The 13,825-nt window shown below is 47.9% G+C and carries 9 protein-coding genes; 1 reads left to right on the top strand and 8 read right to left on the bottom strand.

Going from position 1 to position 13,825, the window contains the following annotated elements; translation table 11 throughout:
- Positions 1 to 6: 6 nt before the first annotated feature.
- From BUA17_RS11855 to BUA17_RS31845, 8 genes are all read right to left on the bottom strand, one after another.
- The gene (locus tag BUA17_RS11855) at positions 7 to 819 is read right to left on the bottom strand and encodes a carbohydrate ABC transporter permease (protein ID WP_063567327.1); all 813 of its coding nucleotides are present in this window, start codon (positions 817 to 819) and stop codon (positions 7 to 9) included.
- Positions 819 to 1,805 carry a carbohydrate ABC transporter permease gene (locus BUA17_RS11850; RefSeq protein ID WP_063567326.1) on the bottom strand — a complete coding sequence of 329 codons (987 nt, stop codon included), beginning with the start codon at positions 1,803 to 1,805 and terminating at the stop codon, positions 819 to 821. Before BUA17_RS11850 ends, BUA17_RS11855 begins: the two co-directional genes overlap by 1 nt.
- A gap of 24 nt (positions 1,806 to 1,829) precedes the next feature.
- Positions 1,830 to 3,092 carry an ABC transporter substrate-binding protein gene (locus tag BUA17_RS11845; protein WP_072733725.1) on the bottom strand — a complete coding sequence of 421 codons (1,263 nt, stop codon included), beginning with the start codon at positions 3,090 to 3,092 and terminating at the stop codon, positions 1,830 to 1,832.
- 129 nt (positions 3,093 to 3,221) lie between these two features.
- Positions 3,222 to 4,406, bottom strand: coding sequence for a response regulator transcription factor (locus BUA17_RS11840; RefSeq protein WP_072733724.1), 1,185 nt, complete (start codon positions 4,404 to 4,406; stop codon positions 3,222 to 3,224).
- On the bottom strand, positions 4,384 to 6,129 hold the full coding sequence (locus BUA17_RS11835) for a sensor histidine kinase (RefSeq protein ID WP_072733723.1): 1,746 nt from the start codon (positions 6,127 to 6,129) through the stop codon (positions 4,384 to 4,386). The genes BUA17_RS11840 and BUA17_RS11835 overlap by 23 nt, the downstream gene beginning before the upstream one ends.
- A 193-nt stretch (positions 6,130 to 6,322) precedes the next feature.
- The gene (locus BUA17_RS11830; RefSeq protein WP_072733722.1) at positions 6,323 to 8,029 is read right to left on the bottom strand and encodes an amylo-alpha-1,6-glucosidase; all 1,707 of its coding nucleotides are present in this window, start codon (positions 8,027 to 8,029) and stop codon (positions 6,323 to 6,325) included.
- Positions 8,030 to 8,321: 292 nt separating this feature from the next.
- Positions 8,322 to 10,310: an LTA synthase family protein gene (locus BUA17_RS11825; protein WP_244552127.1), complete on the bottom strand. Its 1,989-nt coding sequence runs from the start codon at positions 10,308 to 10,310 to the stop codon at positions 8,322 to 8,324.
- A 308-nt stretch (positions 10,311 to 10,618) separates the two neighbouring features.
- A complete protein-coding gene (locus tag BUA17_RS31845; RefSeq protein ID WP_072733721.1) occupies positions 10,619 to 11,116 on the bottom strand; it encodes an antibiotic biosynthesis monooxygenase family protein in 498 nt (165 codons plus the stop codon).
- 369 nt (positions 11,117 to 11,485) lie between these two features.
- Here BUA17_RS31845 and BUA17_RS11815 point away from each other — a divergent pair, with 369 nt between their 5' ends.
- On the top strand, positions 11,486 to 13,807 hold the full coding sequence (locus BUA17_RS11815) for a helicase C-terminal domain-containing protein (protein WP_072733720.1): 2,322 nt from the start codon (positions 11,486 to 11,488) through the stop codon (positions 13,805 to 13,807).
- Positions 13,808 to 13,825 lie beyond the last annotated feature (18 nt).

Here is a 13,825-nt window from a genome sequence, read left to right as displayed (position 1 = left end):
TGTGTCCTAACCTTTAATACCTGTCGTGGCAATTCCGCCGACAATGTAACGCTGAGCGAAGAAGAAAATCGCAAGTGGTGGAATCGAAATTAAGCAGGTGATGGCCATGATGGATTGCATATCAACACCGTACATGCCCTTAAATTGAGATAGGCCTAACGTTAACGTATATTTCGTCTGATCATTTAGGAAAATGAGAGGCCCCAGATAGTCATTCCAACAACTCATGAACTGGAATACGGAGACCAGGATCAGCGAAGGTCCCATTAGCGGCACGATGATTCGTAGCAGAATCGTCATTTTACTAGCGCCGTCAATCGTCGCTGCTTCATCCAGCTCCCGGGGGAGGGTCATAATGAACTGCCGCAACAAAAAGATATAATAGGCAGATCCGAACCACGATGGAATAATCAGCGGTTTGAGTGTGTTAATCCAACCCAAATAGTTAAACTCCATATACTGCGGAATCATCGTTACTTCCCAAGGGATCATCATGGTTGCCAGAACGACAAGAAACAGGAAATCACGCCCCTTGAACTGGAATCTGGCGAAGCCGTAAGCGACGAGCGTACAGGATATCAGCTGTCCAAGGGTGGATAAGACCGTAACGATCAGTGTGTTTTTCAAAAATAAATTAAAGGGCTGAATGTTCCATGCCTCTGCGAAGTTACTGAATTTCCAATCGGACGGAATCCATTTGGGAGGAAACAGATAAAGCTCCTGCGGTGATTTCAGTGCCGTAGTCACCGCCCAGAACAGTGGGGCGATGAACAGCAGTGAGAACCCAATCAGCAACGTGTATGCAACTATTTTTTTCATCAGGACCGCCCCCTTGTACTGGCCTTAAGTTTCTTCTGCGGCTGCTTTTTCATTTCACCTTCATAGAACACCCAGGCTTCCGAAGATTTGAATACCAGAAATGTCAAGGTAAGCACGATCAGAAACATAAACCAGGCGTTGGCGGCAGAGTAACCCATCTTAAAATATTTGAAAGCGTTCTCATACATGTACATCGCATAGAAATAGGTTGATTTCATTGGCCCGCCTCCCGTAAGTAGCAGGGCGAGAGTTAATTGCTGGAATGCTGCAATAATCGATGTGATGAGATTGAACAGAATGGTTGGCGTAATCATCGGAATGGTTACACTCAAGAACTTTCGGATTTTACCTGCTCCGTCGATGGAAGCCGATTCGTACAGGTCCTTAGGAATGCCTTTAAGTCCAGCTAGGAAAATAAGCATCATCGATCCTTGTCCCCAGAGGCTGGCAACGACCATTGCAACAAGCGACCAGTTTGTATCATTCAGCCAATCGGGCCCTTGAATACCCAGGACAGACAAGAAGTAGTTCAGAATTCCATAGTCTCCGCTGTATACCCAGGACCAGATCATAGCAAGCGCAACACCTGAAATTACAGAGGGGAGATAAAATGCCGTACGGAAAATGGCGCTTCCTTTAACCCTTTGATTGAGCAGCATGGCAAGTCCGAGTGCGACTATAATATTGAGCGGAACGAAGAGGGCTGCAAATTTCAAAGTTACAAATAGTGATTTCCAAAAAAGCGGATCATTCGAAAACATCTCTACGTAGTTGTCTAGCCCGATAAAAGTTACCTTACCGACGATTGGCCAATCAAAAAATGAAATGACCAATGAGAACAGCAGGGGGCCTAAAGTGAAGAAAACAAATCCAAATATCCAAGGGAAGATAAAGAGGTAGGGTGCAAGCCCACCCCATCTACGTTTTTTCAAGGCCTTAAGGGTAGCTGTCGGTTCTGATGTATTCTGCAGGTAGGTCTGAGCCATCTCCTAACCTTCTTTCTACAAGTGTTATTTCAAATATCGTTCGCTGTCCTTAACCGCCTGATTCAGCGCTTCTTGGGCATTGCTGCCGTGCATAACTGCTTCCACTGCAGCCGACAGCTGTCGGTTCACTTCATTCCACTTCGGATTGAGTAGAAATGCAGGTGTATTGTCCGAACGCTCAAGCATGGTGTAATAAGGTTTGTAGAGCGGATCTTGATCCTTCTTGAGTTCGTTTACAACACTTTGTCGTACTGGCAGGTCAGCAACACGCATTTTGATCGATTCATTAGAAACATAAAATTTAACGAATTCCCATGCCAGATCTTTGTTCTTGGAGTCTTTGGCAATAGACAGGGCAGATTCTGCAAGTACACCTTTAACCGGTTTGCCTGGAAAAGCCGGAATTTCGACCGTACCTACATCAACTCCCGCTTGTTTGAATGATTCGAGCGGCCAGATTCCGCTTTCCCACATGGCGATCTTACCGCCTTTAAAGATATCATCACCGCTTTGCTGGCCTTTACCACCTGTGAGCACGGCGGTGCCGTCCTTCACCATATCACCAAACATTTGGATAGCTTCAGCGGTTTCTTTACTGTTCATGTAGCCTTCGATGGTTTTACCATCTGGGGAAATAAAGGAGCCACCGTTGCTCCAGACAAAGCCCTGCAAGTCATACGTATCATTCTCGGCACGTGCACCGAAACCGTACTGCTTCTTAGATGGATCCGTCAGCTTTTTAGCGATATCCTGGAAATCGCTCCATTCCCATCCGTCTTTAGGATAAGGGACACCCGCAGCATCAAAGAGCTTTTTGTTATAATAGACGACACGAGTCGTGAAGCCGGCCGGAATGCCGTATAACTTATCGTCAATTTTTCCATAGTTGAACAATCCTTTGTAAAAATCATCTATCTTCAGGTCTTTATCTTTTTCTGCGAAGCTATCCAGTGGTTCAAGAGATTGATGGTAAGTAGGGAAGTCCCACATGTACATGACGTCTGGCGGGTTGCCCGCTCCAAAGCCTGCGGCAAGCTTCTGGTCAAATCCGTCCGCATAGGCCTCAACCTGCACCTTTGTACCGGGATGTTCTGCTTCAAACTTCTTGGCGATATCCTGCTCAATTTTGAGCGCGTCTCCCGTATCCCAGGTTGCAAAACGAAGCGTCTTCGTCTGATCCGAACCGCCGTTCTCCGGATTGGCTGTTCCAGCGTTACCGCTGCATGCAGACAGTATAGATACCATCAGCGTCGTTGCAAGGACAATGTGTGAAATTCTTTTTTTCATATTGTCAGCTCCCTGTCAGTGAGGTTTATAATAATTGAACCGCTTTCATCGTAACGCGAATGAAAGCGGTTCAAAACGTGTATCTATTCGAATGTTGTTGTGATTTTGTTCGAATTATTGAAGCAGGTGTCAATCTGTTCGGGACCCTTCGTCTTTTTGTTGGGAACGGTAATGACTCGGTGTCTGACCCGTACAGCGTTTGAACCATTTGCTAAAATATTTGCTATCTCCTAGTCCTGTTCGCTCCGCAATTTCCTGCATAGTTAGATGCGTATCCCGCAATAAACCATAAGCAAGGCGCAGTTTCCGTTTATATTGGAAGGCAATGAAGCTATCGCCGACAGCCTTCTTAAAGAGAATGGAGAAATGACTGCGGCTGAGCCCAACCTCTTCCGCCAGTTCGCTGGCTGACCAGTCAGCTGCGGGATTAGCATACAGTAGATTCACGGCTTTCCAGATCGGATCTGGCCAATGATTTACGGATATCCCATACAACTTCTCTAGCTCAGCTTCTTTATGAAGGTTTTGGAACGCCTGCTTCAGATCATCGCTGTGGAGCAAGGATTCTTTACGAGTCCACTTCAACTGACTGCATTGGCTCTTACTCTCTACCAGCAGGCTTTCTGCAGACCCTCGCAACGTATCAGGAACGATCCAATAGTAGTATTCTTCTCCATAAGGAATGATCGTACCCTTGCGCATGCTGCGGTCATTCTTCTCAGCTTCTTGTAGTAGCTCGGTCCAAGATGCTCCGCATCCTGCCGTTCGAATCAGATATATCAACAGCGGCTGACCGTTAACATGCGATTGACCGCCATGCAGCTTCTCCAGCTCCTCTGGAAATTTACAGCTATGTCCGTTCAGCCATGCAAAGAGCAGTGTTTCCATACGTTCTTCGTCTTTTGGAGAGGGGGGAGCGGAGACAGACAGTTCCTGCTGGAACTTCTTTAACATGTCTTCAAGTTCTTCGTCCTCAAAAGCGGTTTTCAAAAGATATCCGGAGGCCCCAAGTTGAATTCCCTGCTGTGCGTATTCAAAATCTCGGTGGCAACTGAGCAGAATTATTTTTGTCTTCGCCGCCATCTCTTTTATCTTGCGAGACAGCTCAATGCCATCCATCTCTGGCATTACAATATCTGTTATTACAATTTCAGGCCGATGCTCCAGAAAGGCTTCCCAGGCTTTTTGTCCATTGGGCGCGTCAGCTATAACTTCCATTCCAAATTTCTCCCAAGCTACGGTCGAACGTAGGCCTTTCCGTACAATGCTTTCATCATCTGCAATCAGCACCTTAATTCTCTTTGCTGTATCCATCCGGACGCTCCTCCTCTTTGGGCCAATGAATGACAATCGCTGTACCTTCACCCTTAGTTGAAAATACTGTAAGTCCGTACTTCGAGCCGAAATGCAGTTTGAATTTCTGGTCTGCGTTCTGGACGCCTAATCCTCCGCGACCACGACGTTTCTGATCTGGAACAAGCAAACGCTCCCGTTTTTCTTCTGTCATACCTGCTCCATTATCCCGGAGAGTCAGCAGAAGTTCATTTTTTTCTACGGTGATATCGAGCTTGATTACACCTATTCCATCCGTGAAGCCGTGGAAAAATATATTTTCAAACAGCGGCTGCAGAGTCATACGCGGGATCAGATACTGCTTCAGGGAGTCCTCGCAATTCAGCTCATAGCTGAACACATTTCCGTACCTGATCTCCTGAATTTTCAGGAAATGCTCAATCATGCGTAGTTCTCTGCCCACCGTGATCAGTTCCTGCGATATATCCAGATTTCCTTCCAGCACCATCGTTAAGTGATATAACATCTGACGGATATCATCAGCCCCTTCCAGACGGGCCTTCCACTGAATGGAGTTCAACGTATTGAACAGCAGGTGGGGGTTAATTTGATAATGAAAAGCCTTCAGTTCCGCTTCCTTCTTGAGTCTTTCGCTCTGTTCCACTTCTTGTACAAGCGATTGGACGCCACTTACCATCCGGTTAAAACTCATATCAAGGCTACCTAGCTCATCTCTGCCTTCGATCGGCATCCGTGTATCCAACTTACCGAAGCTGACCTTCTGCATCGAATCCTTTAGCGTGCGAATACGCGCTGTAAACCTCGATGAGAACAGATAGGCGAATCCAAAGGCAAGCAGACATGAAATAACGGCCACAACAATGGTATTCGACCGAATAATGCCCGAGGACAGGTAGAAGGCTTTGGCAGGTAATCTCGCTTCTATGGTCCACTGGTTCACGGCAAGCTTCCGAATCCATGTAATATCACTATCCTTCTTCGTGAAATTGGGTGCGCTTTCATATATAATTCTTCCGTCCGAAGCTTTAATGGTCAGATGCGACTTCGTATCTGTCTCAAACAGCTTGAACATTTGGATCAGTTCCTGCCCATTCTCCTCTATGAGTATGGTGCTGCCGTTTTGCGTTCCGTTGGAATTATGAATCGGAACAGCGAGCCCAAGGACGGGGAGATTCGAATCGCCTGAGCTGCTCATTGCGTGATTTTGCATATAAAAGCCAAGCCAGTATAATCCTTTATAAGAAGTGGGTTTTGTCTTCCATTCTGGTATATTTCTCAGCTTGGCAACATCCAAATTGTTCTCTCCATAATAATAGCCAGAGGGTGTAATGATATAGATTCCTGCGGTTTGGTCCGTCCGCAGTGATTTCAGTAGTGCTTCAAAGTCATTCTTCTCAATGATTTCACTATAGCTTGCAGGTGCTTGATTCCTTAGATCGGTATGGGCGGGATCAAGCAAATACGAATAGATCGTTTCACTCATTTGTTTCATTCGGCTTAAAGATGAGCTCGTTTGTTGCTCCAACTGCGCTACAGCATTTTCACCATATTTGCCAAACTGGGAATTGATGATTTTGGCGGATTGGTAATAGGACAACGCACCAAGCGAGAGCAGTGGAATCAGAGTCACGATGAGAAAACAGAAGAGCAGCTTGGTCCGTATACTGCGGTAGGAACCAGAGAAAATGCGTTTATTAAGCTGCCTGATCCATTGGATGTTCATAAACGTTTTCCCCTCTCGCTATAACTATATCTACCTGCATTCTAGCATGGACAGGTAGCCTATAGAAGAATCCAATCATTTCATGGTAACGCTTTCAATTTGTTGTTTGCAAATAAAATTTTTCGAGGAAACGGGAAAAGCACCTCCCCGGAAAGCTGTTTAAAACAGCAGCCAGAGACGTGCAATATTGGTTTTAGATTGTGTACTCGTGCCCCAGAACCAGGAACACACTTGATGTCCATGTAAATGCCCTGTCACGTAGGCCTTCACCAGTCAGCGCATCGAAGTTCTCAGCCATACCACTCCGGCTAAGCATATTGCAGAAGCGGCGGGATACTTCCCGAGCCAGCTCCAGGTCACCGGCAGCAGCTACGCCCTCCACGAGCAGCATGGTTGATGGAGCCCAGATCGGTCCACGCCAGTACCCGTCTGGTATATAGTAAGGGCTGCTTATGCTCTCGGTCGCCCAACCATTTTCCGTTAGGAAGCGATTCTCCTCCCGTAACCCTTTTAGAAGAAGATCTCTGATGGGTTCAGGCAGGCGTTTACCCAGTAGGATCGGAACGAATAACAGCAGACTGTCTCCAGCTGAAGGCTCATGTGTACCTGAACGTAAGGAGATAAATCTATCCTCTTTCCAGAAGTGGCTGATCATCTTCTCCAGCGTATCATCCGCCAGTTTTCTCCATTCCGAAGATTCCTTCGTAAGCCCAAGCAACCCAGCAATTTCAGCCAGAAGCTCTGTCTGGATAATCAGAAAGGCAGCTAAATCCGGACTTTCTACGGGAATTCCATTATTAAACGCGGTGCTGTTATCCCAACCGGAATCATTACCGTGGTTATATTGGGGAATCCCATCACCATCATCATCACGATACCTGAACCACCATTTCGTCCACTTGGACAATGGGCCGTACACTTCACGAAGCTGCGCCTCGCGAATATAATCCGTACGTTGCATCATCCAAGCCAGTGTCCATCCGTGAATAGGAGGTTTGTTGCAGTTCCACAGTTCATATTTATCGTTCACAAAGTCAGGAATTAATCCACTCTCATCTTGCCGATCAAAAAAGATCATGAACTGGTCCCACGCCAGCTTTGGATCATGGCGAACAAGCGCCATCGCATTGAAACAGTGGTCCCAGCTCCATATATTCGTCATCCAGTTCTTCGACATATACATAGCTGGACGCGTCAGACAACCCTCCGCCGGAACGAGGCAGGACCAAGTAATGTAAGCCGCGAGCTCCCGCGCATCCTGCCAGCGATCAGGGATCGCAAGACTGCTGTCCAGCCACTGGCTGAATTCAGTCCGAACCGCTTTTACGTCATCATCAAAGGAATCCCATTGTGGGCGAGGCTCCCATACTGTGCGGAACTCCTCAACGGCAAACTCAGCTGTATTCGTGTCTGTATCCGGATTGAACTCTGCGATTACGCGTGAGCTCTTGATTTTATCCCACGGCACTTCCAGCTTCATGTCACCTACAATTCCAGTCAGCATGAAGCGGCATTCATGGGTGAAGCTATTTACTTCCCAGCTGTTCTTATTGACCTCATATGCATAATCATAAGTTGAGGGGATAAAGGTCAATCTGATCCCGCACCCTTTCGAGCGGAAGCGGACCGTGCAGCTATCCGAAATACAGATTTCGGCAAAGATTGCGGGCTCTGGTGAATTCAGCCGGACAGTTTCTGGAGAAGCTTCTGCCGTGAATGGAATCGTCTGATTCTGCTGATCCAACAGTTCAATACGGAACGCCTCGCCAAATTTATCATCTCCACCCCGCACAGTTCGTAGGTAGAGGCCCTGCTGTCTATTCTTGCCTTCAGGCAGATGAGAGACGGCAAGGAACGACTCTCTGCGACTGAAGGGTACAAAGTTCAGATCGAATTTCATAATTCTCCTCCTTCAACAAGGAATAATACGCTTTCATTGTAAACCGCTGCTCAAGGAACAGGAACGTCCAGGTGTCTTCACTAAAGAGGGGAATTTGTTGGCAATGGATCATTCGGGTAGTTATAGGTGTCTTTTTGTTAGAGGATTGGGGAGAATGTGTTAGATATAGAGGTCAGAAGGAATGGAAAGAGCCCATGAATCAGGTCGTTTCAGACCTTTCTTGGGCTCTTGTCTTTTTTCATGATGGATTAAAATTGTTAAAGTTAAAAATAAGTTCATTTCGCATGTTGGATCATTTTAATGCATTTCGATTCGGTAACTGACTCAGATAACTGTTGGATAAGTGTAGAAGATCCAAAGCCCGATCGTACTGTTCCTTCGTAATATATTCGGGAGAGGTCGATTCTTCTTCAGATGGTATGGCAGATGCGGGCAAGGCCGGTTGATCCTCCAGACTGTCTGGAATCGTTCCCTTCTCCTGATCAAGCTCTGCCGAGACGACATCCTGTCTCCCGGCATCCGCAAGGGAGTAATGAGTACCGTCACCGTACCCCGTCTCAGGAACGAACAGTGAAGCATCGTTCAGTACGGAACCGGAGGGCAGATAATAGCGCTCTGGCAGCAGATTATTTCCATCACGCAGCAAATCCTGCCCAAAATACAGTTGGTTCTGGAGAGAGGCACCGGTCAACCCGGCGATCGTTGGCAGAATATCCACCTGTCCTCCGATCTGTTCCAGTTGAGCAGCCGGCGTGATGCCAGGAGCCGTGACGATAAGTGGAATATTAATCATGTCCGCAGACGTGTACTCCCGACCGTAGATTTCCTGCATGAGCTTCTCGTCAGTCCGATCCAGCGAGTAGATAGGCAGACCCAGATGGTCACCGTAAACGACCAGCACGCTATTTTCCCATAGTCCACGTTCCTTAAGTCCCTCAATAAATTGTCCCACCGCCTGATCGGCATAATGCTGGGATACAAGATAATCCCCGGGCAACGTATTAACGTACCGTTCCGGCAACGTCAGACTTTTCTTATCTTCTGGTAGATGGTAAGGATGGTGTGCAGACATGGATATGATTTGTGCATAGAAAGGTGACCCTGATGCCTGCATGGACTCGAGTTTATCCAGTGTCTTGCTGTACAACACTTCATCTGATGCCGAGAAGGCGATGGAGTCCTCTGTTCCGAAATAATTCATGTCATAATACTGATCAAATCCAAGCGCCTTGTATAACTGATCGCGATTCCAGAAGTGCACATCATTTGTATGGAATGTGGCTGTCTGGTAACCGTTCGCGGACATCAGTCTGGGCAGACTTGGCAATTCCTTATTGGCATAGACGGTAGCTGCGGCCCCGTTGGGCGGTGTATAAAACGATGTATTCACGACAAACTCGGCATCCGATGTGTTACCCTGTCCCACTTGCTGATAAAAGTTGGGGAAGTACAGGCTTTGTCCAGCCAACATATTCAGATTGGGTGTAACTTCCTGTCCGTCCACCTGCAATCCGATCAGGAAGTTCTGGAATGATTCGAGCTGGAGGACAATGACGTTGCGTCCCTTGGCTGCACCCTCCTCCACAACAGGGGGCAATGCTGTCGTTTGTTTAATCTCATCGATATGATTCTGATCGATTTGATCGAGGGGCATGGGTTTGTCAGGCCGATCAGCCAGGATGGTGTACGCTTCGTAACCGAGGATCCCCATCTGCTCCGCCTGTGTAATCTCGCTCATGCTCGCCCGATTGGGGTAAATGTTGAGCATGCACAGCACCATCGACAGAATCAGAATGACTGAGGCAATCCGTCTTCTGGCCCTTCGTTCAAGCGGCACTCTGCCTGGACGTTCAGTCCCGCCGAGCTTGATCCGCCGACGAATCAGAATCCCCGCGATAACCAGAATATCTGCAAAAATAAACAAATAATACGGATCGAGCAAAGAGAACATGCTGCTCTTGACCGAGGTTACCTGATTAACCTGTGCGAGTGCGTGATAATTAACAATAACACCATAATATTTGTAGTACATGATCGCTGCGAAGAAGATGCCCGATAGCACCAGATTTAGTCCGAGATAGAGCCACATCCGGTGTTTGGCTGCGAACCACTCAATGAGACAGAAGCAGATCCAGATCAGCGGCAACTCTGTCAGCAGCGGTTTCCAGACGGGGATGTCATCGAAGATCACAATCCAGGCCAGAGAGCTTTTGATCATCATAATAACGGTGAACACTATAAACGGTCCGCTTAGAAACCGGGTGAGTGAATTGCGTGACAAGTTACCGCCTTCCTTCCTTTCCGAAGTTTCATTTAACAAGTATTATGCTATCTCATGGTATGTCGTGTCAAAAGCACCGAACTTATTGTTTGCTCAATTCTTGCAATTATTGGAAAAAGGAGAGAGGAGCTTGGGATCATTCTTGACCTCACGTATACAAAAAGCCCCTTCCATTGAAGAAGAGGCGGAAGGGGTTATCATTTTAAAGTACAAATAATTAAATGATGCTTGTCCAAAGTGTGATCACAGTATATCTGTAAACTTGCATACAGATTCTGGAGCACAAAAACAAGTTTGCTCCCGTTCGTTTACTCTATGGTGAATGTCGTGACGAATGAAGGTCTTGGAAACATGGTGGGCTTCTGTGCGGTCAGCCCTTCACTCGTGCTGCGGTTGCGGTGAGCATGGTTATAGGCTTGAGACTGCTGCCAGTTCTTGAAATGATCTTCGGACTGCCAAAGTGTAAGTACGACATACGTATCGTCCTTTAATGGACGAAGCACACGAATGCCGACAAAGCCGGGTTCGGCTTCCACTTTGCGCGCACGGTTCTTGAAACGTTCCTCAAAGTCGTTCCGTCCATCTTCGGTTACCGGTATATTGTTGAGAACGGCATAACCGCCGCCTGTCCAGGAGCCTGCGGCATCGAAGGCTTCGTACGCCGCTACGTTGTCATCGGACTCGATGTTCATCAGACGTTCTGTCGATTCAATGGCCAAACGAACCTGTTCCTCGCTGCGCAAAGTCAGATGAGGATATGCAGCAAGTGCATCCGGAATCGGTGAAGGGACCAAATAGATATACATAGAAGATGCCTCCTCATTTAAGTAAATTCAATATAAGTTTAACTACACTTTTACACGAGAACGTAGAGGACAGAAATAAGCTGGAGAAGCGAAGCGTTCGCCTGAAAGCTTTCTGAAAGAAAGCTGCATCGGAAGCATACGCTTATCCTCGGATGTTTACCTTTGTAAAAATGAATCAAAAAAATCTGGGGATAACAGCGGATCGGAAGATTGTTCTGTCATCGGAGTGGCAAGTGTAACTTTATCTAGTTCAACTTATACACCCCAACATAGCATATGGGAAAGGACGAGTCCAATCCGCTGATTGGCTGGTTTGAGCACCGCTTTTCGTGATAAAGTATAGTCACTACAAACAGAACGGGTGATCGCATGACAACCGCAATTCGAATATCAGTCAGGCCTTTGGTGGAATATGTGTACCGCAGTGGCAGCATACGTCCAGGGTTCCGCACCAATGCATCGATGCAGGAGGGAACTCGGATACACCAACGGGTGCAGAAGGATTACACAGAAGAGGATTTGAAAGAAGTGGTTCTCGAAGTGGAACTGCAGCACGGAGACTTGACCTACGTGGTGGAGGGACGATGTGACGGGCTGATTCGTCTGGATGGTCAGCTGACGGTGGATGAGATCAAATCAACTGCGGGCAATCTGGACGATCTGGGCGATGGGGCCCCAGTACACTGGGCGCAGGCCATGATGTATGCCTATATGTACGCCGTTCAGCATGATGAACCCCGTATGCAGGTACAGCTTACATACGTGCACACCGTGAATAATGAGGAAAGACGTTTTCGGCGGATGCTGGAACGGCAGGAGCTGGAACAGTTTGCAGCAGAGCTGGTCGCTGGTTACGCGCCATACGCAGAGATGATTGTGGCTTATGAAGAGAAGCGCGATATAAGCGTGCGAGAGCTGCCTTTCCCTTTTCGCAAATACAGAGAGGGACAGCGCAAGCTGGCAGGAGCCGTATACAAGACCATCCGCGAGGGGCAGGGACTGATGGCGAAAGCGCCAACGGGTATTGGCAAAACGATGTCAGTCCTGTTTCCCACGGTCAAGGCCATTGGTGAAGGAGAAGCCAAACGATTGTTCTATCTGACCGCAAGAACGACGACGCGAGTGGCGGCAGAAGAGGCTTTTGCCCGGATGCAGGCGGAAGGATTGAAGATGCATGTGATCAGTCTGACCGCAAAGGACAAGATCTGTTTCAAGGAAGAGGAAGCCTGTGATACGGGACAGTGTGGCATGTGCGAAGGATATTATGACCGTATTAATGGAGCCGTGCTGGATATGCTGGAACATGAGACGTTAATGACACGCCCGGTTATAGAACAGTACGCACGCAAGCATCGGGTATGTCCGTTTGAATTTTCACTGGATGCTGCGTATGCAGCCGATGCGGTGATCTGCGACTATAACTATATTTTCGATCCGCGTATCTCGCTCAAACGAATGCTGGAGGAGCAGAAGCGCAAGACGGTATTACTGGTCGATGAGGCACATAATCTGGTCGATCGGGGCCGAATGATGTTTTCGGCAGAGCTGGAGAAGGCCGTCTTTCTGGATGTCAAAAGGGAATTCCAAACGCTGGGCAGCAGTGTGACCGCGGCTAAAGCCATCGCGGATCGGACGGGAGCCATCGACAAATACCTGATTACGCTTCGCAAAAACGGTGGGGATGAGGGCAAATTGCTGCAACAGGAGGCGCCAGAGGAACTGATTGAACTGCTGGAGCCTTTTGTCATGGTTGCGGAGCAATGCCTTGTTGAAGGCGGTTCGGGAAATGCCGAGACGGATGAATTGCTGCTGGCAGCCTACTTCACCGCACAGAATTTCCTGCGTATTGCCAAGTTGTACGATGAACGCTTCATTACCTATGCGGAATGTGTACGAAGTGAAGTACGAGTGAAGCTGTTCTGCCTGGATCCATCTGTGCTGCTGCGCCAGACTGCCAAGGGGTTCCGCTCTACCATTCATTTCTCTGCGACATTGTCACCTCTTGGTTATTACCGGGATATGCTAGGTGCGGAGGAAGAGGATTATACCTTGCGTATTGCTTCGCCTTTCCAGCGGGAGCAGCTGGATGTGAGATTGCTGCCATTATCGATTCGCTATCGGGATCGTGAACGTTCCAGACAGCCTATTGCCAATATGCTGCGCCAATTGGTTGCCGAGTGGCCTCATAGCAACCTGCTCGTCTTTTTCCCATCCTATCCTTATATGCGCGAAGTACATGCGACGTATATGGAACAGCCGGGTGAGGCAGAAGTCGTGATGCAGGAGCAGGGCATGAGTGAAGAGGAACGGGAGGCGTTTCTGAACGCGTTCCAGCCACATCCTGAACGAACACGATTGGTATTTGCCGTTATGGGCGGTGTATTTTCCGAAGGTGTGGATCTTCCGGGTGATCGTCTGAACGGAGTGGTGGTGGTGGGGGCCGGACTTCCCCAGATTGGTCTGGAGAACAACGTACTCCGCGATTATTATAGTCGGACAGGGCGCAACGGATTTAATTATGCCTATGTTTTCCCCGGCATGAACAAGGTATTGCAGGCAGGTGGAAGGCTGATACGTACGGAAGAGGACAAGGGCGTACTGGTACTGGTCGACGATCGATTCACCGAGGAACCGTATCGTTCATTGCTGCCAGAGGAATGGCAAGACTACACACGGATTTCACCCCAATAACGATATATAGCTAAAGAT

Origin of the sequence: Paenibacillus sp. ov031 (assembly GCF_900143165.1) — a bacterium.
GTDB classification, from domain to species: Bacteria; Bacillota; Bacilli; order Paenibacillales; family Paenibacillaceae; genus Paenibacillus; species Paenibacillus marchantiae.
Note: the sequence above shows the minus strand (reverse complement) of the source record. Positions and strands in the feature narration are given on the sequence as shown.